21 protein-coding genes are annotated in these 26,522 nt (G+C 59.5%); 9 read left to right on the plus strand and 12 right to left on the minus strand.

Translation table 11 applies throughout. From position 1 onward, the window contains the following. Positions 1-72 precede the first annotated feature (72 nt). Together ACI512_RS22150 and ACI512_RS22155 are read left to right on the plus strand one after the other, a co-directional pair. Positions 73-4,866 (plus strand): RHS repeat-associated core domain-containing protein, encoded by a 4,794-nt coding sequence (locus tag ACI512_RS22150; RefSeq protein WP_405121906.1) that lies wholly within the window; start codon positions 73-75, stop codon positions 4,864-4,866. Next, entirely contained in the window at positions 4,866-5,237 is a 372-nt protein-coding gene (locus tag ACI512_RS22155; protein ID WP_064054466.1) for a hypothetical protein, read from the plus strand. The genes ACI512_RS22150 and ACI512_RS22155 overlap by 1 nt, the downstream gene beginning before the upstream one ends. A gap of 987 nt (positions 5,238-6,224) precedes the next feature. Here ACI512_RS22155 and ACI512_RS22160 read toward each other — a convergent pair. The 3 genes from ACI512_RS22160 to ACI512_RS22170 form a co-directional block, all read right to left on the minus strand. Beyond that, positions 6,225-7,454, minus strand: coding sequence for a M20/M25/M40 family metallo-hydrolase (locus ACI512_RS22160; RefSeq protein WP_231807402.1), 1,230 nt, complete (start codon positions 7,452-7,454; stop codon positions 6,225-6,227). A 48-nt stretch (positions 7,455-7,502) separates the two neighbouring features. Beyond that, on the minus strand, positions 7,503-8,561 hold the full coding sequence (locus ACI512_RS22165; protein WP_236383400.1) for a diguanylate cyclase: 1,059 nt from the start codon (positions 8,559-8,561) through the stop codon (positions 7,503-7,505). Between the two features lie 82 nt (positions 8,562-8,643). After that, positions 8,644-9,276, minus strand: coding sequence for a LysE family translocator (locus tag ACI512_RS22170; RefSeq protein WP_236383402.1), 633 nt, complete (start codon positions 9,274-9,276; stop codon positions 8,644-8,646). A 123-nt stretch (positions 9,277-9,399) separates the two neighbouring features. Between ACI512_RS22170 and ACI512_RS22175 the strand changes: the two genes are divergently transcribed. From ACI512_RS22175 to ACI512_RS22205, 7 genes are all read left to right on the plus strand, one after another. Next, positions 9,400-10,812: a PLP-dependent aminotransferase family protein gene (locus ACI512_RS22175; protein WP_405121339.1), complete on the plus strand. Its 1,413-nt coding sequence runs from the start codon at positions 9,400-9,402 to the stop codon at positions 10,810-10,812. Positions 10,813-10,980: 168 nt separating this feature from the next. Beyond that, entirely contained in the window at positions 10,981-11,721 is a 741-nt protein-coding gene (locus tag ACI512_RS22180) for a response regulator (RefSeq protein ID WP_236383405.1), read from the plus strand. Positions 11,722-11,732: 11 nt separating this feature from the next. Beyond that, positions 11,733-13,037, plus strand: a complete 1,305-nt coding sequence (locus ACI512_RS22185; RefSeq protein WP_236383406.1) for an ATP-binding protein — start codon at positions 11,733-11,735, stop codon at positions 13,035-13,037. A 359-nt stretch (positions 13,038-13,396) separates the two neighbouring features. After that, positions 13,397-14,125 (plus strand): winged helix-turn-helix domain-containing protein, encoded by a 729-nt coding sequence (locus ACI512_RS22190; RefSeq protein WP_043205495.1) that lies wholly within the window; start codon positions 13,397-13,399, stop codon positions 14,123-14,125. Continuing rightward, entirely contained in the window at positions 14,118-14,813 is a 696-nt protein-coding gene (locus ACI512_RS22195; RefSeq protein ID WP_046034683.1) for a hypothetical protein, read from the plus strand. Before ACI512_RS22190 ends, ACI512_RS22195 begins: the two co-directional genes overlap by 8 nt. Positions 14,814-14,844: 31 nt before the next feature. Then, positions 14,845-15,504 carry a helix-turn-helix domain-containing protein gene (locus ACI512_RS22200; protein WP_236383694.1) on the plus strand — a complete coding sequence of 220 codons (660 nt, stop codon included), beginning with the start codon at positions 14,845-14,847 and terminating at the stop codon, positions 15,502-15,504. 246 nt (positions 15,505-15,750) lie between these two features. Then, positions 15,751-17,142, plus strand: a complete 1,392-nt coding sequence (locus tag ACI512_RS22205) for an undecaprenyl-phosphate glucose phosphotransferase (RefSeq protein WP_046034681.1) — start codon at positions 15,751-15,753, stop codon at positions 17,140-17,142. A gap of 172 nt (positions 17,143-17,314) precedes the next feature. Here ACI512_RS22205 and ACI512_RS22210 read toward each other — a convergent pair whose 3' ends face one another. The 9 genes from ACI512_RS22210 to ACI512_RS22250 all read right to left on the minus strand — a co-directional run bounded on the left by ACI512_RS22210 (position 17,315) and on the right by ACI512_RS22250 (position 26,522). Continuing rightward, complete coding sequence (locus ACI512_RS22210; protein WP_405121340.1) at positions 17,315-19,390, minus strand: YjbH domain-containing protein; 2,076 nt, start codon at positions 19,388-19,390, stop codon at positions 17,315-17,317. Next, the gene (locus tag ACI512_RS22215; RefSeq protein WP_405121341.1) at positions 19,387-20,157 is read right to left on the minus strand and encodes a capsule biosynthesis GfcC family protein; all 771 of its coding nucleotides are present in this window, start codon (positions 20,155-20,157) and stop codon (positions 19,387-19,389) included. Before ACI512_RS22215 ends, ACI512_RS22210 begins: the two co-directional genes overlap by 4 nt. After that, a complete protein-coding gene (locus ACI512_RS22220) occupies positions 20,154-20,807 on the minus strand; it encodes a YjbF family lipoprotein (protein ID WP_405121342.1) in 654 nt (217 codons plus the stop codon). Before ACI512_RS22220 ends, ACI512_RS22215 begins: the two co-directional genes overlap by 4 nt. A gap of 12 nt (positions 20,808-20,819) precedes the next feature. Then, positions 20,820-21,932, minus strand: a complete 1,113-nt coding sequence (locus ACI512_RS22225) for a polysaccharide biosynthesis/export family protein (RefSeq protein WP_012724809.1) — start codon at positions 21,930-21,932, stop codon at positions 20,820-20,822. Positions 21,933-22,020: 88 nt separating this feature from the next. After that, on the minus strand, positions 22,021-22,260 hold the full coding sequence (locus tag ACI512_RS22230) for a hypothetical protein (protein ID WP_043205499.1): 240 nt from the start codon (positions 22,258-22,260) through the stop codon (positions 22,021-22,023). Between the two features lie 179 nt (positions 22,261-22,439). After that, on the minus strand, positions 22,440-23,849 hold the full coding sequence (locus ACI512_RS22235) for a mannose-1-phosphate guanylyltransferase/mannose-6-phosphate isomerase (RefSeq protein ID WP_012724811.1): 1,410 nt from the start codon (positions 23,847-23,849) through the stop codon (positions 22,440-22,442). A gap of 23 nt (positions 23,850-23,872) precedes the next feature. Further along, complete coding sequence (locus ACI512_RS22240) at positions 23,873-24,331, minus strand: GDP-mannose mannosyl hydrolase (RefSeq protein ID WP_236383039.1); 459 nt, start codon at positions 24,329-24,331, stop codon at positions 23,873-23,875. Between the two features lie 5 nt (positions 24,332-24,336). Beyond that, on the minus strand, positions 24,337-25,545 hold the full coding sequence (locus tag ACI512_RS22245; RefSeq protein ID WP_236383037.1) for a glycosyltransferase WbuB: 1,209 nt from the start codon (positions 25,543-25,545) through the stop codon (positions 24,337-24,339). Further along, positions 25,545-26,522 (minus strand): GDP-L-fucose synthase, encoded by a 978-nt coding sequence (locus ACI512_RS22250; RefSeq protein WP_236383035.1) that lies wholly within the window; start codon positions 26,520-26,522, stop codon positions 25,545-25,547. The genes ACI512_RS22245 and ACI512_RS22250 overlap by 1 nt, the downstream gene beginning before the upstream one ends.

Here is a 26,522-nt window from a genome sequence, read left to right on the forward strand (position 1 = left end):
ATTGCAGATGGATTTTCTTGTTGTTGGAGCTGTTTCTTGACCCCGGCCATTGGCAGGCTGGCCCTGACCCCAATGGATGTGAAGACGGTCGATGTCGAGAGCGTCTTTCGCGATTTCCGGGAGTGCCTGAACACCTTTGATGACTGGGCTTCGAGCTTCTGGAGCTTTTCGGCGCTGGATGTCGAGCAAGTCTTCAAGGTCGGGGATGAAGTGGCGCTGGTCGCGCCGATCAACCGCTCTCTTTACCCAAGCAGCACCGTCGCTACGTGCCAGGCCAATGGCAAATTGACCCTGGTGCACATGTTCCAGAGCGTTCGATTCGTGCCCATTGGCAATACGCCAGTGATGCTGCAACGCATCGACCCCAAGGGTGGCCCGCTAGGCGACCCCATCCATAAGACCATCGGCCCCAGCGGCATTCTCGAAATTGACGAGTGTGAGCGCGACCAACGCTACCGGGTCAACTTCTATCCCAATGTTTCCAAGGATCACATCAAGACGCTGTATGCGTCTTATCAATCGGTGATTGACGCGTTGGAAGTACGCCTGCGCGAAGAGTGGGAAAGTACCTTCAAGGCCCAGTGGAAGGACTACACAGACGCCACCCCGCTTGATCAGCGCAGGATGCTGGAGCACGCGTTTCTTCACGGAATGGGTAAGGCGCTTTACAACGTTTGGGACAATTTCACCCAACTGTGCGACCTGCTGGCGGATATCCAGACCCACAGTGAGAAGTTGCTGCAGTACATCGCCCAGACCGAACTGGATGAACTGCTGAAACTCGGCAAAGACTCGATTGCCCACGGCCTGCTGGTGCTCAGCGATGAGCCGCTGATGTTTATTTACTTGTCGGCGATATCCAGTTGGATACGGATGTTGCCGCCGCCAGAAATGAACGAGGTGATGGGGGAAATCACCGGCGAGGTGTTGATCAGCCTGTTGCTCACAAGGGTCACGGGGGCGATGGGTGTGACGGTGCGCCTGGGTACCCAGGTGATAAGTCATATCAAGTCTGGCCGAGCACGCCAGTGGCTCGAGAGGCTGGCGGATCAGGTGGTCGGGCCTCGGTTGGAGGCGCATGTCGAAGCGGCCAGGCCGTTATTGCTGGGCAGCGCGGGGACGCCGATCAAGACGATTCCGGCTGTACCTTTGAAGGCTGGGGATCAGGTGGTTGCCAACCCCGTGCCTCTAGTTCGCACCAAGTCCCAGCGTACGATGTTGGTCAGGCAGGAATCTGTGGACGATGTGCCTGCTTCTGCTCGTAACCCCAACGGGGATGCGGCGGCTTTCTCGGATAAAACGGCCACTAACGGTTGCCCGGTGTCGATGGTCACCGGCGAGGAACTGCTGACGCTGACCGATGGGGCGTTGGACGGGGTGTTGCCGTTTGAGTGGACGCGCTTGTACCGCACCAGTGCGGTGGAGGTGGATTGTGGGCTGGGGTTTGGTTGGAGTCACTCGCTGGCGCATCGGCTTGCTGTTTCCGGCGACTCGGTTGTTTGGACCGATCATGAAAATCGGTCGACCACCCTACCCTTACCTACGGTTTCTCGGCCTGCGATTACCAATAGTTTGGCGGAAGCGGCGATCTACTTGGGGTCGTTGCCTGATGAACTGGTGCTGGCTCAGTCGTCACGGTTCTACCACTTTCGCGACGGTGTGCTGACGGCGATCAGCGATGCGTATGACAACCGGCTGTGTATTGCCCGGGATTTTTTGGGGCGCATTGAGCGGCTGGATAACGGTGTGGGGCGCTCGCTGTTTTTGCGCTATGCATCGGGTCGGGTCGTGGCGGTGGACTACCAAATTCAACGCATCGTCGATGAGGGTCCGTATGTTTGGGTGACGGAACAGACCGTTGTTTCCTACACCTATGACGGTGCTGGACGACTGGTTTCTGCGACCAATGCTGTCGGTGAACGCGAGGTTTATCGGTACGACGAACAGCACGTCATTCTTGAGCGTGGTTTGGCCGGTGGGGCGAGTTTCTACTGGGAGTGGGAGCGGGCTGGTAAGGCGGCGCGGTGTGTGCGGCATTGGGCCAGTTTTTCGCAGATGGACACGCGGTATGCCTGGGATGACAACGGGCAGGTCACGGTGTTTAACGTCGACGGCAGCCAAGAAGTCTATGTCCATGATCAGCGGGCGCGGCTGGTGCAGCGGGTGGATCCGGACGGTGCCGAGCACTTTAAATCCTACGATGACAAAGGCCGGCTGACGGTTGAGCAGGACCCGCTGGGGGCGGTGACGGCGTATCAGTACGACGAAGCCGGACGCTTGGTGGCGTTGTTTCCGGGAGAGGATGAGCCGACGACCTACGAGCATGACAATGGGTTCGTACGGGTTGTGCGGCGTGGTGAAGCGGTTTGGAAGTATGAGCGGAATGACCAAGGCGACGTTATTCGCAAGGTCGATCCTGACGGCAACGCTACTGACTACAGCTACAACAAATATGGGCAGCTGGTTGGGGTTTGGTATCCGGATCACAGCTGTCAGAAGTTGGTTTGGAATGAACGTGGGCAGTTGCTTGAAGAGCAGTTGCCGAATGGTGGGATCAAGCGTTATCGCTATGACGACCTTGGGCGACAGGTGGCCCGGGAGGATGAACATGGGGCGCTGACCCAGTATCTGTGGGATGCAGCAGGTCGCCTGGTAAAACTGACCAATCCCGGCGGTGACACGCGCGAGTACCGCTACAACCCCTACGGAAAAATCACTTCCGAACGCGATGAACTGGGGAACGTCACCCGCTACGAATACGCTGACGGCCTGCACCTGATCAGCCGCCGCCTCAACGCCGATGGCAGCCAGGTCAACTACCGCTACGACAACGTGCGTTTGTTGCTGACCGAGATCGAAAACGAGGTTGGCGAAACCTACCGACTTCAGTACCACAGCAACGGCCTGATCCAGCAGGAAACCGGGTTTGACGGCCAGCGCACGGCCTACGTTTACGACCTCAACGGTAACCTTCAGGAAAAGACCGAACACGGCGATGACGGCAGTCAGTTGGTTACCCGCTACGAGCGCGACCATGCCGGTCGGCTCGTAAGAAAAACCCTGCCTGATGGTGGTGCCGTCGACTATGCCTACGACCGTCAGGGCAATCTCCTCAGCGTTGACGACGGTAATTGGTTTTTAGCCTACGAATACGACGTCCAAAACCGCCTCACCGCCGAACACCAAGGCTGGGGAACCCTGCGCTACGGCTACGACGCTTGCGGCCAACTAACAAACCTTCGCCTGCCCGACAACAACCGCCTCACCTTCAACCACGACAAAGGCGGCCACCTTTCCACGGTTGAACTGAATGGCGCAGTACTGACCTCACACCAATTCAACGCTGGCCGCGAACAACAACGTACCCAAGGCAAACTGCTCAGCACTTACCAACACGACCACCAAGGCCGCCTGTTCAACCAAAGCATCGGCGATGCCGACGGCCCGGTGTACCGCCGTCATTACGACTACGACAAATCCGGCAACCTCACCCGCCTGCTCGACACCCGCAAAGGCGAGCACCGCTACCACTATGACCCACTAAGCCGCCTCACCCGCGCCGACCACTCCCAAGGCGAGCCAGAACGCTTCGGCCACGACCCCGCCGGCAACCTGCTCATGCAAAACCGCCCCGGCCCCGACATCGTGGCGGGCAACCGCCTGATGATCCAAGGCGACCACCACTACGACTACGACGCCTTCGGCAACCTCATCCGCGAACGCCGCGGTAAAGGTCATCGACTTGTCACCGAATACCGTTACGACTGCCAGCACCGCCTGATCGGCCTCACCCAACCCAACGGCCAAACCGCCAGCTACCGCTACGACCCGTTTGGGCGGCGTATCAGCAAAACCGTTGATGGCCTTACGACCGAGTTCTTCTGGCAAGGCGACACACTGATCGCCGAGCACCACGCGGACCGTCACCGCAGCTACCTCTACGAACCGGATAGCTTTCGTCCACTGGCGCTCCTGGAAGGCTTCGGCCCAAAGGAAACCAAGGCCTACCATTACCAGCTCGACCACCTTGGCACCCCGCAAGAACTCACCGACACCGGCGGAGAAATCGTCTGGTCCGCGCACTACCGCGCGTACGGCGAAATCACCCGGCTCGACATAGGGAAAATCGACAACCCGCTGCGCTTCCAGGGCCAATACTTCGATCCAGAAAGCGGGCTGCACTACAACCGCCATCGCTACTACAATCCGGATATTGGTCGGTACCTGACGCCTGATCCGGTGAAGCTGGCGGGTGGGATCAATGCGTACCAATACGTGCCCAATCCTACGGGTTGGGTAGATCCATTAGGGCTGAACTCATGTCCTGATACGAAGGGTTGCAAGCCAAACGCTTCCGCCCAAAACCCAGCTGAAAGTGTTAATCACGCAGAGCCGGCCCTACCGCAACTGACGAGTAGGCAGCGACAAGCAAGAATTGATGAGCTTGCTGAATCAAATGCTCATCGGCGTTTATCGGAACTCGAAACCTCAATTCCGGGAGCACACTTCTTGGAAAAACATGGAGCTCAGACGTCGCGAGAGTCTCAACTCGAACGAGTGATGACAGCTAAAAATCCCACGACCGGCGAAGTCGAAACCTTCCTTAGTGGGAGAAGAAGGGGGCTACCAAGGCCACCAAATGCCGCTACTCACTTTCTAAACCACAGGGACCAATTGAATGCAATTTACCGCTCACAACTCATCTTCAAGCTTACTGATCTGTCAATGTCAAAAGAGCCAATGCACATGGGGAAAGTAATTGGTGAAGGATACAAGCGAGACGGGTACGAATATGGAACACAAAGAAAAGCCAGAGTTTTTTTGAATGACGAAGGCCAACCTATTACAGCATTCACGGAGTTCTAATGAAACTTAAGCCAAGCACATCAATCATCCAAGGGTTGCTATTCACCTACTGCGTCGAAAACACAAAAAATCCGGACAGAGAAGAGTTCATCGCAACTACAAACATTAACGACGACAAAGAGCTGGAAATCCTCCTCAATAAACTTACAAAACCAGAATTCGTAAGATACAAAGTCAACGAAAGACAACGTCATATTGAAAACCTAGAACACCTCCTAAAAACAGATGAAGATTTTGAGTCAGTATTCCATCTTTTCGACACACATTTTGATGACGAGATCGTCGACAAACGGCGATTCATGGAGGTACTACTAAAATGCCTCAAACAATATCATAAAGAAGCAACCCTAAAAAATCCGACATCTGATTGACACCCTATAAAACTCATTAACGGAATGAATAATGCAATTAAGCACCCAATTCATAAGTCATAAAATGCAATTCGCTGTTATAAATGAAGCCTCCACGCGCACAGCTCGAAACCTCGATCCCTTCACCGGAGAGGACTACTACGGAAACCCTATCGTCCGGATAGAAATGCAAGGTTGCGGGAGAGGATACATACCGAACCCCACAGATTTAAACAATCCGATATTGGATGAAAACATGAATACGGCAATTGCTAAGTTCGATCGTGAGACAAAGAAACTTTACACTGCCTTTCCAGTGAGCGACCACCAATGTTAAAACATCCTTTTCTGAATAGGCCATACCACCCAAAGCTTCGATACTTCCTTGGACCGTTCGACATCTATGATCGCGAAGAGACCTTAGGTGAGGAGCTTGCAACTTATGACATCAATACAGACAGAGAGCGGTTAATTAAAAAATATATAATAGACAGAAACACAGATTTAAATTACCGACATCGAAAAGTCCTGGTTGATCACTTGAGCGCTACCCTCTATGACGATACGTATGACTTCACGCAAGTGCTACGTCAAGCTCCTGGGTTCTACTGTTCTCTGCCTTGGGGATGGAGCAACATGGTAAACCCAAGAGGCTTTTTCGAAGATATTTATCGGCTGACGCATGAATGGTGGAAAGAAGACCTCCAAAAAGCCAGCCTCGAAGACCAATCAACTTGGTAGCACCAACACCACTCTCAAAGGCAACACCGCTCCCACTGTGGCGAGCGAGCTTACTCGCGTTGGGCCGCGAAGCGGCCCCAGTGCAGGCAGTGGGTACTTTCAGGTAAATCGGCATTGTCTGTTTTGGGGCTGCTGCGCAACCCAGCGCAGGGCAAGCCTGCTCACCACAGAAGCGTGTTCACCACACGAACCTGCTCACCCCAAAAAGTACCCACTCACCCTGAATGAGGTGCTCACCCAAACCCGCCGGATGAGCCCCCCACCCCGTCAGCGCTTTGAAAGCTCCATAATCATGCGGCTAAGCAAATAAACCCGCGGCACCACACTCTCCACCTCGGCATATTCCTCCGGGGTATGAATATTCCCCCCGACAATCCCGAACCCATCCAACGTCGGTGTCCCTACCCCGGCTGACAAACTCGCGTCCGCCGCCCCGCCACTGCCTTCAATCGTCAGTTTCTTGCCCAGTTCCCCATAAATCCCCTGGGCAATCGCCACCAACTTGTCCGACTCCGCCGTCTGCGGCATGGGCGGCAAGCCACGTTTCAAGCTGGTGGTGACTTCAGTGTCAGGGATCAGCTTGTTCGCCGACACCCGCACCAAATCCTTCTCGATGCGATCAAATTCTTCCGGCAACGCCGCGCGTACATCCGCCTTGGCCGTGGCCTGGTCGGGGATGACGTTGGTGCGGTCGCCGGCCTTGAGCACAGTAAAGTTGATGGTGGTTTTCTTCTCTTCATCCCCCAGCTTGCCGAGTTGCAGGATCTGGTGCGCAACCTCCATCGCCGCGTTGCGGCCAAGTTCCGGGGCAACGCCGGCGTGGGCGGCTTTGCCTTTGACTTCGACCACGGCGGTGGCGCTGCCTTTGCGCCACACCACCAGGCCGTCGGCGGGGCGGCCGGGTTCGAGGTTGAGGGTGACGTCGTGGGCCTTGGCGGTGTTGCGGATCAGCTCGGAGGCCGCATCGGAGCCGGTTTCTTCGCTGGCGTCGAGCAGGAAGGTGATTTGCGCGTAGTCCTTGAAGCCCTGGTCCTTGAGGACTTTGAGCGCGTAGATGCCGGCGACGATGCCGCCCTTGTCATCCATCACGCCGGGGCCATAGGCGCGGCCGTCCTTGATGTGGAACGGGCGCTCGGCCGCCGAGCCTTCCTTGAAGACGGTGTCCATGTGGGCCATCAGCAGGATCTTGGCCTTGCCGGTGCCTTTGAGGGTGGCTACCACGTGGCTGTTATTGGCCGCTTTATCCGGCACCAGTTCAATAGCAAAGCCCAGCTGTTTCAGCTCATTCACAGCGATATCGCGCACTTGCGTCAGGCCCGGCTCATACCCCGAACCCGAGTCGATATTCACCAGGCGTTCCAACAGCTTCAACGCCTCGGCCTTGTACTGTTCGGCATGTGCCTGGATCTGTTTGTGGGGTTCGGCACTGTAGGCCGGCACGGCAAAGGACACGGCCAGGGTGGCGGCCAGGAGGGTACGCGAGAAGTTGAAGAGCATGAACCGATCCTTGATTGTTGTTGGAGGGTGCCGTGACACCCTACCCCACTAGACCGATCGCAACCAACTCCCCTGCACGGAACTCACGCGGTTTCGCCCACTGCTCTTGGCTTCGTACAACGCTTGGTCGGCATCATTCAACCAGTGTGTCGAATCCGCATGGCTCGGTTGATACGGCGCCAGGCCGATGCTCAAGCTCGCGCGCAACGTGGGGTCCTGGGCGTAGGCCAAGGCGTTGAAGCGGTCGCGCAGCGCATCCATCACTTCGGTGGCGTGGTTGAGAGGCATGCCCGGCAGGATCACACAGAACTCGTCGCCACCGTAACGCCCGGCGAGGTCGGTGGCGCGCAGGTTCTGGCGCAGGACTTTACTGAGTTGGCGCAGGACGATATCGCCGGTGACATGGCCGTAGGTGTCGTTGATGATTTTGAAGTGATCAATGTCGATCAAGGCAATGGCGGCGCCTGGGCAACCCCCGCGGCAGCGCTGGAATTCAAGCTCAAGGTGGTCTTTCCAGGCGCCGTGGTTGAGCAGTCCGGACAGGCTGTCGGTACGGCTCAACGCCAATAGCTCGCGCTTGTGTCGCGCCAGCGTCACCGCTTGGCGGTAGCAGATCCAACCCAATGCCAGCGGATACACCATCAGGATCGGCAGGCAGGCGTAAAGCTGAATTTGGGTGGTCACGGCGATAAAGGCCGGGGCAAACAACAGCCACGAGGTGCCGATACCCAGCGCCTGCGCCACCCACCCGGCCAGCATGAAACGGGGGCCGCCAATGGCCACGTTGTTCATGGTCATCATCGACAAGGTGGTCACACTGGGCAACGGGTTGAAGTGCATGGCACCGACCCAGAACCCACCGCAAAAGGAATCAAACAGCAGGTTGCGCCGTTCGCTGCGCAGTGCGTTGGCGGTGCGCACGCTCAGTTGAAAAGCCAGGTGCGGCCAGACAAACGCGTTGATCAGCATCCACGCCCACACCCACCCGGCAGGGTCCAGGGGATACATCCCGAACACCACGCACACCAACCCGAGCGTCAGCCCAAGCAGGCGGGATCTGTACAGCCGTGAAGCGAGCGGAAGTCCGGTTCCTTCTGCAGCTGACATGGTGAGATGAAATCCTGAGTGAATGCCAGGAGTCTATCAGGGCAACGGCAATTAGCCACTACCGCTGATAAGCTCGGCGTCCTCAGTGGGAAAAGCCCCGCGCCAGCATCAGCGCCACGCCCAGTAGCAGCACCGCCGTGATGCGCTGCAACACCACACGCCGCTTGGGGTCTTCCAGCACATGCTTGATGCGCTGGCCGAAGTAGCAATACAGGCAGCCGCTGGCGAATTGCAGCAGCAGGAACGTCAGCCCGAGGATCGCGATATCCAGCGTCGAACGGTGCTCACCGGTCCCGGCAAACTGGGGGAATATCGCGCTGAACATGATGAGGGTCTTGGGGTTGGAAAACCCGGTCAGCAACCCTTTGCCAAACAGGTTGCGCGCAGCTTCCACGTGACCGATCCGGTCGATCACCATGCCGCTGCTGGTCCACTGTTTGTAGGCGAGGTGAAGGATATACGCCACGCCCACCACCTGGATTGCCTGCGTGATGACAGGGTAGCCCTTGACCAGCTCGGAAAAGCCCACGGCAAAGATCAGGATCGATATCAGGTACGCCACACTCGCGCCGATCTGCGCCGGGATCGAACGGCGCAGGCCGTCGCGAAGGCCCAGGCTCAACAGCATCAGGGTCATGGGGCCGGGGCTGAAGGTCATGGTTGCGCAAAACAGCAGGAAGTACAGAAACGAAGAAAGGGTTAACGCACTTGTCATGGCCGGGGACCTGGGGAAGAGAGCCTGCAGTCTAGGCAGTTGCCCTTGCACAAGGCAGGTAAAGTGAGGCCTAATCCGCCCGAACTTCACCGGTAAAATTACCAGTAAAGATAAGGAAGTCGCATGTTCGTATCGGCCATCGCTTTTGTCGAGGGCACCCCCAAGGTGCAACAGATCGTCGAGGCATTCCGCCGGGCCATCGAAAACGGCGAATGGGCTGCCGGCAGCAAGTTGCCCTCGGTGCGCGAACTGACACAGACCCTGGGCGTGAGCAAGTTCACCCTGAACGAAGCCCTCGACCGCCTGCGCGGGCGCAATCTGCTCACGTCCAGCCAAGGCCGTGGTTATTTCGTGAACGTGGACCGCGTCCATACGGCCACGACAAACTGGGTTGATTTGCTGCCTCAGGACCTGCTCAGCGTATTGCGCCGCCCCCTCGCAACGGTCTACGGCGAACTGCGCCCCGGCGGCGGCCACTTGCCCGAGGCGTGGCTGGACAGCGACGCCATTCGTCAAGCCATGCGCAGCGCGGTGCGTGCGCCGTCGTTGCGCATCGCCGGGCTGGGCACGCCGGCCGGGCTGCTGCCGTTGCGCCAGGCGCTGCAACAGAAGCTGCACGGTGAAGGCCTGTCGGTGCCGGTGGACCAGATCATCACCACGCCAAATACCGTGCAAGGCCTGGACATGCTCATGCGCTTGCTGGCACGGCCCGGCGACACCGTGCTGCTGGATGCGCCGTGCTACTTCAACTTCCACGCCAACCTGGCGCTGCACGGGGTCAAGGTGGTAACAATCCAACGCCGGCCCGATGGTTTTGACTTCAACGCCCTCGAACAGCTTTTGGCTGAGCACCGCCCCAGCCTGTACCTCACCACCGGCATACTGCACAACCCCACCGGCCATTCCTTCAGCCCCGGCCAGGCATTTCGCCTGCTGCAACTGACCCAGCAATACGCTTGCCATATCGTCGAGGATGACCTCTACGGCGACCTGCACCCAACCCCACCGCCACGCCTGGCCGCGCTCGCCGGCCTGGACCAGGTCACCTACCTGTCGGGTTTTTCCAAGACCCTCAGCGCCAACGCCCGCGTCAGCTTCGTGGTCGCCGCACCGCAACTGGCGGCCAACCTGACCAATATGAAGCTGATGAGCGGCGGCGTGACCTCCGAGCTGTTCGAGCAGATCGTGTACCGCATGCTCAGCGAAGGCAGCTACGCCAAGCACCGCAAGCGCATGGTGCAGCGCTTGATGGAGGCCGGTGGACGGGTCGAACAATGGCTTAAGCGTTGCGGCTGCGAACTGCCCATGGGTTATGAAGGCGGAATGTTCATCTGGGCGCGCCTGCCGCCCGGAATCAACGGCGAGCTTCTAGCCCAGGCGGCCTTGAAACACGGCATGGTGCTGGCGCCCGGTGCGCTGTTCGGCTATGACGCGGCGCACCGCGACTCGATGCGTTTCAATGTGGCCCACAGTGATGAGCCGCAGGTGCAACAGGTATTCGAAGCGCTGTTGCTCAGGGCTTCGCATGGCCCTTGAGCCTGCCGTAACCGACCAGCAACAACTCGCGCATCCCTGCGTGTGCCCGATTTTGCTTCGTCATGTATCTCCGTTATAGCCGGATACACTGCAATACAAAGGGCACAAGGCAAGGCCGTCGCCAGTGGCTAGACTGCGCTCCACTGAGTATTTAACGAGGCAGGCAGCATGGATCATGTCGATCACATCCTGATCGTCGATGACGACCGGGAGATCCGCGAGCTGGTAGGCAACTACCTGAAGAAAAACGGTATGCGCACCACCGTGGTCGCCGACGGCCGCCAGATGCGCAGTTTCCTCGACACGACACCGGTAGACCTCATCGTGCTGGACATCATGATGCCCGGCGACGACGGTTTGCAGCTGTGCCGCGAGCTGCGGGTGGGCAAGCACAAGGCCACGCCGGTGCTGATGCTCACTGCGCGCAACGATGAAACCGACCGCATCATCGGCCTGGAAATGGGCGCCGACGACTACCTGGTCAAACCCTTCGCGGCCCGTGAACTGTTGGCGCGCATCAACGCCGTATTACGCCGCACACGCATGTTGCCGCCGAACCTGCTGGTCAGCGAAACCGGGCGCCTGATCCGGTTTGGTCGCTGGCGACTGGACACCACCGCGCGCCATCTGCTCGACGCAGACGGCACCCTGGTGGCCCTGAGCGGCGCCGAATACCGCCTGCTGCGGGTGTTCCTCGACCACCCCCAGCGCGTGCTCAATCGCGACCAGTTGCTCAACCTGACCCAAGGCCGCGACGCCGATCTGTTTGACCGTTCCATCGACCTGCTGGTGAGCCGCCTGCGCCAACGCCTGCTGGATGACGCCCGTGAGCCGGCCTGTATCAAGACCGTGCGCAGTGAGGGCTATGTGTTCTCCTTGCCGGTGGAAATCCTCGGGGCCGATCAATGACGCCACGGTTTATGAGACTGCGGTTGGGCTGGCCGCGCACGTTGGCGTCGCAGTTGTCACTGATCTTCTTGATCAGCCTGGTGTGCGCCCATGGGTTGTCGTTCAGTGCGCAGTTCTACGAGCGCTATATCAGTGCGCGCACCGCCATGTTGGGCAACCTGGAAAACGATGTCTCCACCTCAGTCGCCATCCTCGACCGTCTACCCGCCAACGAACGCGCCAGCTGGCTGCCGCGCCTCGACCGGCAGAATTACCGGTACCTGCTCCATGCCGGCGAAACCGGCGAGCCGATGCGCAGCGACGATATGCCCATGGCCGCCACCTCGATTGCGGACGCGCTGGGCGAACACTACGTGCTGACCTTCCGTGACATCCCCGGCCTGCAAAAGCATTTCCAGGCGCACCTGACCCTGGCCGATGGCAGCCCGATCACCCTCGACGTGCGTCCTGCGGCTGTGCCCGTCGCCTACTGGCTGCCCGTGGTGCTGGTGCTCCAGCTTGCGCTGCTGCTGGGCTGCACGTGGTTCGCCGTGCGCCTGGCCATCCGCCCCCTGACCCGCCTGGCGCGAGCGGTAGAGACCCTGGACCCGAACGCCCACCCCACTGCGCTGGACGAAACCGGCCCGACGGAAGTCGCGCATGCCGCCGCCGCGTTCAATGCCATGCAACAGCGCATCGCCGAATACCTCAAGGAACGCATGCAGATTCTCGCGGCGATTTCCCATGACTTGCAAACCCCGATAACCCGCATGAAATTGCGTGCCGAATTCATGGAAGACTCCGCCGACCGCGACAAACTCTGGAGCGACCTCGGCGAAATGGAACACCTGGTGCGCGAAGGCGTGGCCTATGCGCGCAGCGTTCATGGCGCCAGCGAAGCCAGCCACCGAATCAACCTCGATGCGTTTCTCGACAGCCTGGTGTTTGACTATCAGGATATGCACAAGCAGGTGAGCCTGTCCGGCAAGAGCGCGGTGGTACTCGACACTCGCCCCCACGCCCTGCGCCGGGTGCTGGTGAACCTGATGGACAACGCCCTGAAGTTCGCAGGCAGTGCGGAGCTGGTAGTGGGCTCGACGACAAGCGGGGAATTGTCGATCAAGGTGCTGGATCGCGGACCGGGGATTGCCGAGGACGAACTGGTGCAGGTGATGCAGCCGTTCTACCGGGTGGAAAGCTCTCGCAATCGCGGTACCGGTGGTACGGGCCTGGGGCTGGCGATTGCGCAGCAACTGACCAACGCCATAGGCGGGTCGTTGACCTTGAGCAATCGTTCAGGAGGTGGATTATGTGCCGAGATTCGCCTTGGGTTTTAAGCCGTGGGGAACTTGAGCTGCTCAGGTGCGCGTCCGCGTGTGGATGCTGAGTTAGACGCTACAGCCTGAGAGTTTGAAAGGGCCGCATTGAGCCCCCCTCATTATTGATAACATTTAACCGTCCGCCGTCGCTAACCCATTGACCTAAAATATTTATCGCACACTAAAAACTGCACTAGCATATGTGCAACACCGTACAAAGTTCCCCACAACACCCCCCTCTCCCCTCGCTCCGCCCCCTGCAAATAAAGTGGCGAATGTTAAAATTTGTCACGTTTTAGCGGAATCAATTCGATTAGTATCTAAACGCTGGCAGCGAATGAACTGACGGCCTTGCATGCCGGAAAAGGGAGTAGGTGATGCATTTTTCCAACGTCCTCGCTATTGCACGGACTCAATCGAAATCGGAGGACTTTCGGGAGTTTATAGTTCGCACTGTAACGGATGATTTGAAAGTCGATACACGTTACTACGAACAACTCATTGACACCCAGGAAAGTCACGGGAATTACCGCGCGATCATCATAGAAATTGACACACCCTCGGCCAGTAGCCAGACACTGGACATAATAAGAAAGACCAGAAACAACAATCCCGGCTGCACCATATTTGTCGTTGTCACCTTTGCCTCAACCCTGAGCAAAACAAAATACTACCTGGCAGGCGCGGATTACTGCATCAAGGTGGTCGACACCCCTCCTGAGAAAAAATTGAGCCTGTTTGATGCATTCCTCAGCGAGAGTGCACGACTGAATCAGTGTGGCTTGGTACTCGATCAAGACCGCATGTGCATTTATGGCGACGGCAAAAAACTGGAAATATCCTTTGTTGAAATGAGTGTATTGGAAGCCCTTATCCAACGGCGACTGCTCAGTCACAACGAGATCGCCGCCGTCATGGGTTTGAATACCAAATACTACGACTCCAGAGCGATGGAAAAGTCTATCAGCCGACTGCGCAGTAAAATCAAGGCGCACTACGGTGAAAACATCATCCAGAATATTCGCGGTTATGGGTACAAACTAAGCCGGGGTCTTATATGCACCGGCCATTTCCAATCCGCCAAGGAGCGGTCGAATCGTGAATAGCGAGAAAATCCCCCCTGCCCACTCAGTGGACTTCAACATTGTCAGGCAGGCTATCGTTGATCGCAGCCATGCACTCTGGGGCAGTGAAATCCGCATAGCGTGGCCGCACACTCGCGCGTTACCTGAAACTGCCTATAAGGAAGCGCTACACCGTATAGATGTACGGCGCAGCGTCTCTCCTCCTTCGCGCAGTCATAAGTTCCTGCACATTGACCAAGCCGCCTTAATGAACGCAGACCTGCACAAACAAATTGTTCAGACTGCCCAATCACTGGAGAAGCACAGCCCCCCCTTGACCCTCTGCATCGACAACCCTCTGGATGCCCTGCCCAGCCCGGTTGAACGCAGGGCCATGGTGCGCCAGTTATATAAATTGAAAGACCAATGCGGCATCACCCTCGCCTACAACAATTACAGACTTGATACAAAGCAGGCCGACCTGCTGATCGATCTCGAACTCTACAACTACATAAAAATGCCCTTTCCGGATTCCGCCCTGCGGCTGAGCCTGAATACACGCTCCGACCTGTTCGATCGGCTCTACGACCGCATGCTGGCGCTGATCAATACGGCGCGGGTGTGCTTTATTGCCGACACTGTCGAGTTTGCCGACAGTGCGCTGCTGGCTAAACACCTGCCTTTCGAATACTTTCAGGGCGGTTATTACTCCCCTGCTGACTGCCTATAACAACTGCACCTTCCTACTCTCGGTGGACACTATGAGCTCCCTCAAGAAATACGCCTTCACGCCCACACTTCCTGCTATCGCATTGCACGACTTCACCCCCAATGCCGAGTTGTTCCACTACGACGTAAACGCAGCGGCGACAAGCCAGGCAGACGCTGAACAGCTGTTATTCAACCCACGGTCTGCCAGCCCCAATGCCACTCCGCGCCTGAATACCTACGTCATTACCCATACCCGCCTCTTACCCTCACACCCTTTTAACGCTGTGAGACAAGAATCCAGAATGCCCCTGCCAAAGGATCATGACAGCGCGCCGAATAACCATACTCCACCTCCGGAAATAAGCCCTGAGCGCACTCAGCAGTACCCACAGGATTTCTGGCTGCTGACCCAACATGATCGCACCCTGGTCAAGGGCGGCCTGCGTATTTCATTGACCACCATTGAATCCGCGCTGATTAAAAAAATGCTCCACCATGAAGAACGCGTGGTCAGCAAAGAAGAGCTGATCCGTAATATAGGCCGCGAACCCGAGTTATATCGCGGGCTGGAAATGTGCCTGAGCCGGCTGCAGGAAAAGTTCAAGCGCGCCAACGACGGTGAGCGTTTGTTTCGCGCCGTCAGAAACCGTGGTTATTGCCTGACGCAAAAAATCAAGAAGCCGCTCGAGCTGGCTCAGTCACGCCGTTAACTATATAAAAATAACGATCACCTTATCATTCACCCTGCCTATTAACACACGCTTATACCCGTCCTTTTATAACACTCCCTGCTGATCACATTACGCCGACCTTGTTATAAGTCGTCAGCCAATGCCCCCTGCCCTTCATTACTATCCATGGGTACGCGCCTGCGCGTGCCTGTTGTTTTAGTGCGGTATTGCGCCGCGTGATCAAGCCCTGCCACCACGTGTGTGGTCACCACCGGGAGCAGAACTATGCTGAATAATACTAGAATGCATCGCCACCTGACCCCTAAGGGTTTGACGTTCTGGGGACAATGGACGCTCGCATCGGGCTTAGTTGTAACACTGTTGTTTATGTTGGTGTCTTTGAAGACCGGCCAACTTGATTATAACTATCGAATCCTGGCGGCCTTCACCCTACTGGCGTCGCTACCGGCTTATACCTTCTGTGATGTCTACAGTAAGAAAGATGACTATGGCGTGGGCCTTGGGCGACTGTTCATGGGTTGGTTACTTACCGTGGGTATCGTGTTCGCGGTGGGTGTTGCCTGCAATGCCAGTTCATTGTTTCCCCTGGAGATTCTGTTGTTGTGGGGCGCTGTCAGTTACCCACTGTTGGCGCTGTGCTATATCCCCTTGCACAGCCTGTCGCGGTATTACCATCGGCAACTTTACCAACGGCACAAGTCATTGATCGTGGGCACCGGCAAACTCGCGGTCGACCTTGCGAACACCTTGTCTCGCCAGAAACACTCGCCGTTGGTGGGTCTGGTCGGCAGCCACACCGAGGCAGCCCAGGACGCACACCCACAGATACTCGGCGAGCTGCCGCAATTGCCGCACCTGATCCGGCAGCACGGTATTCGCCGGCTCTACATCACCCACTCGTTGCAGGACGCGACCCACATCGAGGCACTCTACCTCAACCTGCTGGAGATCAATGTGGATGTGATCTGGGTGCCCGACCTCAACAACATGCTGCTGCTCAATCATTGCGTGGCCGAAGTTGATGGTCTGCCGGCGATCTTCCTCAATGAAAGCCCGCTGACCAGCCGCCCCACTGCGGCCCTGAGCAAGTCGTTGCTGGACAAGAGCCTGGCCTTGCTGGCCATCCTGGTGTTGAGCCCGTTGTTGCTGCTGTTTGCGGTGTTGATCAAGCTCACCTCCCCCGGCCCGGTGATTTTCAAGCAGGACCGCCATGGCTGGAATGGCCAGGTGATCAAGGTGTGGAAGTTCCGCTCGATGCGCGTGCATGACGATCACGAGGTGCGCCAGGCCAGCCGCAACGACTCACGCATCACCCCGGTCGGCCGGTTTATCCGCCGTACCTCCATCGATGAATTGCCGCAGCTGTTCAACGTGCTGCAGGGCAATATGGCCCTGGTCGGCCCGCGTCCCCACGCGATTGCCCACAATGACTTCTACTCGGGGAAGATTCACGCCTACATGGCGCGCCATCGCATCAAGCCCGGCATCACCGGCCTGGCACAGGTCAGTGGCTGCCGGGGTGAGACCGAGACCCTGGAGAAGATGCAGCGGCGCGTGGATATCGACCTGCGTTACATCAATACCTGGTCGCTGTGGCTGGACATCAAGATTCTGCTGAAGACGCCGTTTACGCTTTTATCCAAGGATATCTACTGAGCGCTGGAGCTTGTCGAATCGTCCCGTTGGACTGCGCAGCAGTCCTATTTTAGGGCCGCTTCGCGCCCAACGGGACGGTGCGACAAGCTCCCTCGCCACAGGTACAGTGTTCGCCCTTAACTGACTGGTATTAGGGCTTGCTCCCTCCCACACTTGAACACGACCCCACCCGTTACTCCGTGATCTTATCGATGTTCTGGTAGAACAGCTCACTGTCGCGTCCATCCGTCATCGAATGCAGCGAATACGCGCGATTCAAGCGTGCCCCGCCATCGCGGGTCAGCGGTGCCCACACCAAGTTGGCGCGGCGCATGGTCGACAGGCTCATCAACTCATCGAACGGAATGGACAGGTAGAGGCCCTTGTCGAAGCTGCCTTCGCCAAACGCTTCCTTCGACACGTTGGTACGGGTGATCCACGCGCCGATACGCACACCGTTGTCGAATTGCCGCGACAGGTCCAACGTTGCGCCCCAGTCCCTGGCCAAGTAGCGGCCGACGCTCAACGCACCCTGCAGGTTGAACGGCAGGTCGGTATAGCCGGTGATATGCCCGGTGACCGTGCGGTAATCGCGCAGGCTGAAATCCTGCTCGAAACCACGTTGGCGCACATAGTTCAGGTCCGCGCCCACTGCCCATCCCTTGCCCATCGGCCGGTACAGCACTTCACTGCCGAACCCGGCATACATCGACTCCAGCAAGCCGCCATAGACCATGCCGTACACGTCCTGATCCAGGCGCTGCGCATGGTTGAGTTGGAAGGTCGGCAACGTCACGTCGGCGCTGGTCATGTACTTGCGCAGGTCGGTGCGTACCCGTGGCAAACCCGTGGGTGCATCGTAGGTAAAACCGTCGTAGTTGTTTAGCAGGTTGACGCTCAACATGCCGCTCCACCAGGTCGTGCGGGTGAAGCGGTATTCGCCGTCGAAGTCGGCGGAAACCTGATAGAGCAAGCCGTCCGGCCCGCCGACGTTCTGTTTGTAGCCCAGGCCTGCGCCATAGCTGAAGGGTGTCGGCGGCTGGGTGTAGAGCACCGTTTGCGCGCGCTCGCTGGCGCGATTGACCTCGACCTGGCGGTGCAGGGCCTGCAGCTCTTCACGGTGGTTGACCACCTCGCGAAAGGTCTCGCGGGGCACACTGGTTTCCTCGATGCCCATGGCATAGCGTTCGCTGACCAGGGTGAACCAATCGATCTGGTCATTCACGCTGTTGTCGAGGATCCGGCTGGCGCGCCCCACCGCCTTGGCGCTGTAGAAATAGCGCTGCTGTTCGCCATACACCAACAGCTCCGGCCCGCGTTGCGTGATGCGTTGCACGGTGTAGCCGGCATTGTCGTGCAGGCGTTGGGACACAGCGGCCCAATCAACCTGCTCCGGTGGCGTGGGTGGTGCCACGCTCGGTAACTTGGGCGCCGGTGGGTCGTAGGTTTTCACCGGTGCCTTGCGGCTGACGAAATTGGTGTGCAGGGTGATGCCGAACATCGCGGTATTACCCCGCTCCCAGGCAGCACTCAGGTCGATGGAGTCGGCGAGCTTGTAGACCATACCGACGTTGAGCGGCGAATCCTGGCGAAAGCGGTTGTCCCGCGGTTCGTTCTTGTAGTCGTTGCCTTCCACTTCGAGCTTAAGGCTCAGCGGCGTCCAGGGCGTCTGGTAGGCGATGCCGCCAAACAGCGCGGGGCGGCCGCGAAAGTAGCCATTGGAAAAACTGCCGGAACCCTCGGCGGTGGGCCGCTCGTCGAAACGATCGTCCAGCGCGCCCAACGGGTTACCCAAGTCACCCCGGCTGCCCAGGTAACCCCAGGCGATACCGGCGCTGAAATCAAAATCGCCGTAGCGTTTGCTGGCCACCAGGTATTCGCTGGAAAACAGCCCGGTGCCGCCCAAGTCCATGAACCCCAACGCCACTTGGGGCAGCCAGTGGGTCTCCTGATACAGGCGCACCTTGGCGTCGACAGCCTTGTCCTTGTAACTCTGGCCGCCGCTGAACGACTCGGCGCCATAGGGACGGTTGGTGATCGCGGTGTAGCGAAAGGTGCCTTCCAGCCAGTCCAGGGGCTGCGCCGAAAAACTGTAGCGGCTGTAGGGTTCGGTGCGGTTGGCATTGACGCTGAGTTCGCCGGTGGGGGCCATGCGCGCGGTGGGGGTTTGCAGCAAGCCCACGCCGCCGAAATCGCTTTGGGTGTAACGGGGATCGCCATGCACGACGCCACAGGGCACCAGCAGCACGGCCGCAATACATAATTTCAAGGCGTGACCTCGGCCAGGGGTTGGGTGGCGAGAAACTCGGCCAATTGCTGATTCAGTTCAGGCGTGGGCGGGTCCAGGTCGTCGCTGCGGATCGGCACCAGCAACGTGCTGCCGGGCGCGGGCGGCGCGCCCTCCTCGCGGTTCCAGGGTGCAATGCCCAGGCGCGTGACGCGCCCGTCGGGTTGGATCAGCCACAGGTAATCGGTGTCCGCCGCCTTCGACGCCGGGCACGCGTCGAGGTAGGCGCTCCCCTGCTGCAACGGCGCAAATGCCAAGGTGCACGCGCGGGCAACCGCGCCCAGGACCCGCACGCTGTCGGGCCTCGGCGGGTACACCAGGCGGTCGCCACTACTGACCGGCAGGTTCGGCGCAAACCCCACTTCCACCGCTACCGGGTCTAGCACCGCCGCCTGGCGGCCGGTCACCGGCAACGCCTGCACCTGCTGATAAAGCTGCGCCGCTGCACGGGCCCGATCTTCGCGCCCTGCCGCCAACGCGGCCTGGTGCAGGGTTTGCAGGTCGAACAACACACCGGCCTTGAGCCGTGCCTGGGCTTCAAGCAGAGGCTGATGCAACCAGGCCGCCCCGAGCCAATAGCCTTGGGCATCCGGTTGCGAAGCGGTGATCACATCCAGCAAACGCGCGTCGGCTTGCAGCACCACAGGGCCTGGGTTACGCACCTGGCCGCTGACCGTCAGGGTCGTGGCCAGGCACAGCGGGGCGCAGCCACATAACAGCAGCAGCGCCCCGAGTCGTCGAACAATCATCGGGCGTCCTTGCGGGTCGGTTGCAGTTGGGTGATGGTCAGGCTCAGGTCGGGCGTGAGGTGTTGCTCGCTCTGCACGATAAAACCGTTCACCGGGTCCACCCAGTAGCGGTTGCGGGCGTGAAAACCGGCCGCCTCCACGTCTTCGTCAACCCGCAACAGGGCGTAGGGCTTGTCCAGAATCTCGAGGGTTTCGATGCCCTTGCGCCTCAGGCGGCTGGTGACTGTAATGCCCATCCGATAGCCGCCCACCAGGTCGATCTGCCGTGTGCTGAGGTAGCCATCCGGCACCCGGTGCAGACCTTGCTGAAAGGGCGATTGCCCCTGCCAACGCGTGCCATCCAGATCAGCCCCGAGGCCGACCGTGCGCACCACCAGGCCGTCGCGCAGCAGCAGCACTTGCTTGCCGGATGCGACCCAGAATTGCAGGTCGTCGCGCTGGCGAATCAGCGCCATCACGCCTTCGCTGGACACCGTGGTGACCTTGATCTGGGGAAACGGCACCGCATCCACTTGGGCTTGGGTCAACCCCAGCGGCGCAGGCCCGGCCACGGCGGCCTTGAAGGTATCGAGAGAGGCCGTCATCAACGGATTACAACCAGCCAACAGCCACGCCAACCCCGCATACGTAGCGATTTTCAGAGTGTTCACGCAGGTTCCACCCTATCGGTTGCTGGCTTCGCTCAGGTTGTTCTGGGTGGACGCGCCAATGCCGACGATCGTGGCGGAAGGGATCAACTGGCTGATAAAGCGGTTCCACCGGGTGATATTGGCGGGGCCGACGAACACCACATCCTGGGGCTGCACATCAAAGCGCGTGGCCAGTGCCATGGCCGACGGAGACGCGGCTTCCAGCTGGTACACCTTGGCCGGCTCTGTCGCCATGTTCTGCGCGCCACGGATCACGTAGATGGCATCCGCGTTGGAGGTGTTCTGGTTGACCCCGCCCACCGAGCCGAGCACATCGGAGAGGTTCATGCTGCGGGTCTTGAAGCTCAGGGCGCGAGGCTGCATGACCTCCCCCATCACGTAGATGCGCTTGCGGTCGTTGTAGGCCAGGTACAGCTGGTCGCCGTCCTTGAGGTAGATGTCGTTCACGCGCGACTGTGCAAGGTTGAGCGTGTCGAGGTCCAGGGTGTAGCGCTTGCCGTCACGGGTGAGCGTGAGGTTCGACAGGTCGGCATTGAGCGGGTCGATCCCTGCGGCGCCCATGGCCTCCATCACGTTCATCGGGATGGTCGTGATCGGCACCGGCCCGGCCTTGGCCACCGCGCCGGTAATCACCACACGCTGGCTGGCAAACCGCAGCACGCTGACGTCCACCTGGGGACTGTCGATGTACTGGCGTAGCTTGTCGGTGATCTCGCTGCGCAACGCTTCAATGGAGCGCCCTTTGGCAGTCAGTTCGCCCACGTAGGGGTAGAACAGGTTGCCCTCGGGGCTGACCAGGCGACCGTTGGCATCGATCTGTTGTTGTGGACCGGAAGGCGCCGTCAGTTCGGGGTGATCCCACACCGTGATATACAGCGCATCATTGGCACCGATCAAATACGGGCCAGGCTTATAACTCAACAGTTCTGCCGGGATGGAATACGGCACCTGGGTGGCCGCGTCCATGGCGAGTAACTTGGGCGTTATCGGAATTAAATCCACGCGGCTACTTTCAGCGCCACCCTGCTCGGTCATCGCCGCCGTGTCCATATATTGGCCCGGGGCAAACATGCAGCCTTGCAACAATGCAGCGGCCACAGCCGCAACAGAAAAAATACGCATCATAGTGCTAGGACACTCGCGATAATCGACAAGAAAAAAAGACCACTTGGGTGGGGATTCCAAGCGGTCTGAAAAGCGGAAGGTTTACAACTTAGTTGCCGGTACCGGTCGTGCCGGTAGTACCGGTGGTACCCGTGGTGGTGCCGCCATTGGAACTGCCGCCGCTGTTGGAAGCCGCCGCAACACCGGCGATGAGGGCGCTGCCGACCAGCAGGGTTTGTCCCACCGTCACCGTGCCCGCCACCGTGGTATCGAGCCCCAACGGCAACTCAACGGCCAACGCAGAAGTACTCAGGATACTGAGTACAATAATAGCCAGTGGTGTTCTCATCTCAGACTCCTTATCGTCAGTGAATGGTCAGTCCGATAGTGCCATTCAACTAAACAGCGCACCAGACGGCGAATAATTAACGCCGCGGTTAAAAATAACGTTTTATCGGCGAAGCGCCCGGCCTTCAATACATTGGCGCCCATGAAGTTATTTAGAATGTTATTAATTGTCGGAAAACTTCAGGCCCGACCGTACTTGTCTTCAAAGCGCACAATGTCGTCCTCGCCCAAATAAGACCCCGACTGCACCTCGATCAACTCCAACGGGATCACGCCTGGGTTTTCCAACGCGTGCACCTGGCCGATAGGGATATAGGTCGACTGGTTCTCAGAGACCAGGTACGTCTGCTCGCCATTGGTGACCCGCGCCGTGCCACTCACCACAATCCAGTGCTCGGCGCGGTGGTGATGCATCTGCACCGACAGCTTGGCCCCCGGCTTCACGGTGATGCGCTTGACCTGGTAGCGCTGGCCGCTGTCCACCGAGTCATACATGCCCCACGGCCGATACACTTCACGGTGGTTGAGGTGCTCATGCCGCCCCGCCTGTTTAAGCTGGTCGACGATGCCCTTGACCTGCTGCACCTGGTCCTTGTGCGCCACCAGCACCGCGTCCTTGGTCTCGACAATGATCAGGTCCTGCACCCCGACAGTGGCGACCAATCGGCTGTCGGCGTGGACGTAGGTGTCGCGGGTGTCGAGCGCCAGCCCATCGCCGCGCAGCACATTGCCGTTGGCATCTTTGGCACTGGCCTCCCACAGCGCCGACCACGAGCCGATATCGCTCCAGCCGGCCTGCAACGGCACCATCACGGCCTCGCTGGTTTTTTCCATCACGGCGTAGTCGACGGAGACGTCCGGGCACGCGGCAAACGTTGCGCTGTGCACGCGGGTGAACGGCAGGTCCTGGCTGCCACCTTCCAACGCCACGCGACACGCTTCGAGGATCGCCGGCTGAAAGCGCTCCAACTCTTCCAGGTAACGGCTGGCACGGAACATGAACATGCCGCTGTTCCAGGCGTAGTCACCGCTGGCCACGTATTTCGCGGCGGTGGCGGCGTCCGGCTTCTCGACAAAGCGCTTGACCCGGTAACCGCCCTCGCCCACCGCCACGCCCTGTTCGATGTAGCCGTAGCCGGTGTGCGCACAGGTGGGGGTGATGCCGAAGGTCACCAGCTTGCCGGCCCGGGCCAGGGGCAACGCCACTTCCAGGCTGGCATGGAACGCCGGGATGTCTTCGATCAGGTGGTCCGCCGCCAGCACCAGCAGGACCGGGTCGTGGGCCTCGGCCACCGCCTTGCACGCCGCCAGCGCGATGGCCGGCGCCGTGTTGCGCCCCACCGGTTCCAGCAGAATGCTCGCCTGTTCCAGGCCCAACTGGCGCAATTGCTCAGCCACCAGAAAGCGGTGCTGCTCGTTGCAGATCAACTGGGGCAAGCCCACGTTGGCGCCGGTCAGGCGTGTGATGGTCTGCTGCAGCATCGACAGGTGCGCATCGGTCAGGCGCAGGAACTGCTTGGGGTTCAATTGCCGCGAGAGCGGCCACAGGCGCGACCCCGAACCGCCAGCCATGATCACGGGTATTAACATGAGGGCATCCTTGGGCGAGAGCATCAGAAATAGGCGCGGGTGTTGGCATGCACCCGCTGGCTGAAGCGCAGTTCATCCTCCGGCCACCAACGGTATTGCTGGTGTTGTTCCGTAGGCGGCTGCAGGGTTTCGTCGCCGGCAAGGTCCAGGCAGTAGCTGAGCACCACATAGTGGGTGTCCGGCCCGGCCCCGGCGTTGGCAAACACACTGTCATCGTAGAAATGCTCGAACACCCCCAGCAGCCGTGCAGTCGCGCGCTCGAAGGGGCGCCCCAGTTCATCCTGGGTGATGCGTCGGAAGGCGCCGTCCAGGCTTTCGTTTTTCTGGATGCGCCCACCGGGCACGAACCAGAAGCCGTAGGCCGGTCGATTCACACGCAGGCCGAGCAAAACATCGCCACGACGGTTGCGTACCACCAGGTCGATCGCCACCAGGGGCGTCGACGCTACGACCGTTTGGAAGGTCGGTAAATCAAGCCACATACTCGTCAGACCTGTGCCAGAAAACGTTGCAGAATGCGTTCCTTGTCGAGGAACTCCTTGGCGTAGTTCAACGCCACACTATTGCGCGCAGGCAATGCCAGAACCTGCTCGATCCCGGCGTTCAGCGCCGCGAGCGATTCCGGTTCGATCAACACCGCAATGCCCGGATGCTCCTCGCACAGGCGGCCGAGGGTCGTGCCGGGGTCGGCGGTGATAATTGCATGACCGCCCACCGCCAGAATGTTGGTGAGCTTGGACGGCAAGACGGAATCGGCCACCCCACGTTTCTGGATCACCAGGTGCCCGTCAGCCGAGGCCAGCAGCGCGGGTAAATCCTCGTAAGCCTGCAAGGGCGCGAACAGCACATTGCGCAGGCCTTCGTTGTGTACACGCTCAAGCAAACGCGCCTTGCCAGTGCCCTGGCCGACAATCAGGAACACCACCTCCGTACGATCGACGTGGGCCCGCGCCGCATCCAGAATCAGCTCCAGGCCTTGCTTCTCACCGATATTGCCGGCGTACAACAGCACCTTGGCGCCCGGCGGCACACCCAAGCGTTCAAGCAACGCGCGGTTGTGCGGCACCTGGCGAAAACGCGCAGTCTCCGACCAGTTGGGAAAGAACATCAGCCGCTTGCTGTTCACGCCTTTGCCACGGGCCTTGTCGAGCATGCCGCTGGAAATCGTCGAGACCCGATCAAAGCGCCGCAACAGCCAGCGCTCGATGCCGAACGCCAAGCGTCGCAGCAGCGAGCCGCCGCCCATGCCCAGGCCAAACATCGCATCCACTTCATAATCCTGGATATGCAGCACCGAGCGCGCGCCACTCAGCTTGGCCAGCAGCAGCGCCTGGGGCGCACAAAACAGCGTGGGCACCACCAGGATCACCAGGTCCGGCTTCCAGCGCAGTTGCCCCAGGACCGCCAGGCACGAGCTGGCGGAAAAGCTCACCAGGTGCAGCAGGCGCGTCAGCGCCGTGGGCTGGCGCGGCACATACAGCGGGCAGCGAATCACGGTGACGCCGGCGTCCTGCTCAGTGCGAAAACGCCACGGCGAATAGCCCTCGCCCACCTGCCACTGCGGGTAATACGGCGGTGCGGTCACCACGCGCACTGCATGCCCTTGCGCCGCCAGCCAGCGCGCCTGTTCCCCGCTGTATTTGCCGATGCCGGTCAGCTCCGGGCTGTAATTGATGCCATACAGAAGGATCTTCATCACTGGCCCCGAGGCTGTTCGAGTGCGGCGAGGTAAGCGTTGTAGGCATCGCGCAGGCCCTCTTCCAACGGCACGTAGGCTTCCCAACCGAGGGCGTTGATACGGCTTACATCCAGCAATTTGCGCGGCGCGCCGTCGGGCTTGCTGGCGTCGAAGCGCAAGCGCCCCCGGAACCCGGTGACCCGCACCAGCGCCTCTGCCAGCTCGGCGATGGTGCAATCCACGCCAGTGCCGACGTTCAGGTGCGAGCGCATCGGCTGGGTCTGCTCGCGATAGCGCGCGGCGTCGAGTTCCATCACGTGCACACTGGCCGCCGCCATATCGTCCACATGCAAAAACTCACGGCGCGGGCGGCCGCTGCCCCAGATCACCACCTCGTCATCACCGCGCTGGGTCGCCTCATGAAAACGTCGCAACAAGGCCGCAATCACGTGGCTGTTCTCCGGGTGATAGTTATCACCCGGCCCATACAGGTTGGTCGGCATCACGCTGCGGTAATCGCGCCCGTGCTGGCGGTTGTAGCTCTCGCACAGCTTGATCCCGGCGATCTTGGCCACCGCGTAGGGCTCGTTGGTGGGCTCCAGCGCGCCGTCCAGCAACACCGCCTCGATCATCGGCTGCGGCGCATGCACCGGGTAGATGCACGATGAGCCAAGGAACAACAGGTGCTGCACGCCGTGGCTGTGGGCAGCGTTTATCACGTTGGCCTGGATCATCAGGTTCTGGTAAATGAAATCGGCCGAGTACGTGGCGTTGGCGTGAATCCCGCCGACCTTGGCGGCCGCCAGGTACACCTGGTCCACACGGTGCCCGGCGAAGTACGCCTGCACCGCCGCCGAGTCGAGCAGGTCCAGTTCATCGCGGCCAGCGGTAAGGATCTGCGTATACCCCAGCGCCCACAGCCTGCGAACAATGGCCGAACCGACCATGCCGCGATGGCCGGCGACAAAGATCCGTGCATCAAGATCGCGTGCCAT

Origin of the sequence: Pseudomonas petroselini (assembly GCF_045037875.1) — a bacterium.
Lineage (GTDB): Bacteria > Pseudomonadota > Gammaproteobacteria > Pseudomonadales > Pseudomonadaceae > Aquipseudomonas > Aquipseudomonas petroselini.

Coding starts and splice junctions, on each gene's coding strand:
- ACI512_RS22150 (WP_405121906.1), top strand. CDS start 73: ATGGATGTGAAGACGGTCGATGTCGAGAGCGTCTTTCGCGATTTCCGG.
- ACI512_RS22155 (WP_064054466.1), top strand. CDS start 4,866: ATGAAACTTAAGCCAAGCACATCAATCATCCAAGGGTTGCTATTCACC.
- ACI512_RS22160 (WP_231807402.1), bottom strand. CDS start 7,454: ATGCTCTTCAACTTCTCGCGTACCCTCCTGGCCGCCACCCTGGCCGTG.
- ACI512_RS22165 (WP_236383400.1), bottom strand. CDS start 8,561: ATGTCAGCTGCAGAAGGAACCGGACTTCCGCTCGCTTCACGGCTGTAC.
- ACI512_RS22170 (WP_236383402.1), bottom strand. CDS start 9,276: ATGACAAGTGCGTTAACCCTTTCTTCGTTTCTGTACTTCCTGCTGTTT.
- ACI512_RS22175 (WP_405121339.1), top strand. CDS start 9,400: ATGTTCGTATCGGCCATCGCTTTTGTCGAGGGCACCCCCAAGGTGCAA.
- ACI512_RS22180 (WP_236383405.1), top strand. CDS start 10,981: ATGGATCATGTCGATCACATCCTGATCGTCGATGACGACCGGGAGATC.
- ACI512_RS22185 (WP_236383406.1), top strand. CDS start 11,733: ATGAGACTGCGGTTGGGCTGGCCGCGCACGTTGGCGTCGCAGTTGTCA.
- ACI512_RS22190 (WP_043205495.1), top strand. CDS start 13,397: ATGCATTTTTCCAACGTCCTCGCTATTGCACGGACTCAATCGAAATCG.
- ACI512_RS22200 (WP_236383694.1), top strand. CDS start 14,845: ATGAGCTCCCTCAAGAAATACGCCTTCACGCCCACACTTCCTGCTATC.
- ACI512_RS22205 (WP_046034681.1), top strand. CDS start 15,751: ATGCTGAATAATACTAGAATGCATCGCCACCTGACCCCTAAGGGTTTG.
- ACI512_RS22215 (WP_405121341.1), bottom strand. CDS start 20,157: ATGATTGTTCGACGACTCGGGGCGCTGCTGCTGTTATGTGGCTGCGCC.
- ACI512_RS22225 (WP_012724809.1), bottom strand. CDS start 21,932: ATGATGCGTATTTTTTCTGTTGCGGCTGTGGCCGCTGCATTGTTGCAA.
- ACI512_RS22230 (WP_043205499.1), bottom strand. CDS start 22,260: ATGAGAACACCACTGGCTATTATTGTACTCAGTATCCTGAGTACTTCT.
- ACI512_RS22235 (WP_012724811.1), bottom strand. CDS start 23,849: ATGTTAATACCCGTGATCATGGCTGGCGGTTCGGGGTCGCGCCTGTGG.
- ACI512_RS22240 (WP_236383039.1), bottom strand. CDS start 24,331: ATGTGGCTTGATTTACCGACCTTCCAAACGGTCGTAGCGTCGACGCCC.
- ACI512_RS22245 (WP_236383037.1), bottom strand. CDS start 25,545: ATGAAGATCCTTCTGTATGGCATCAATTACAGCCCGGAGCTGACCGGC.
- ACI512_RS22250 (WP_236383035.1), bottom strand. CDS start 26,522: ATGGCACGCGATCTTGATGCACGGATCTTTGTCGCCGGCCATCGCGGC.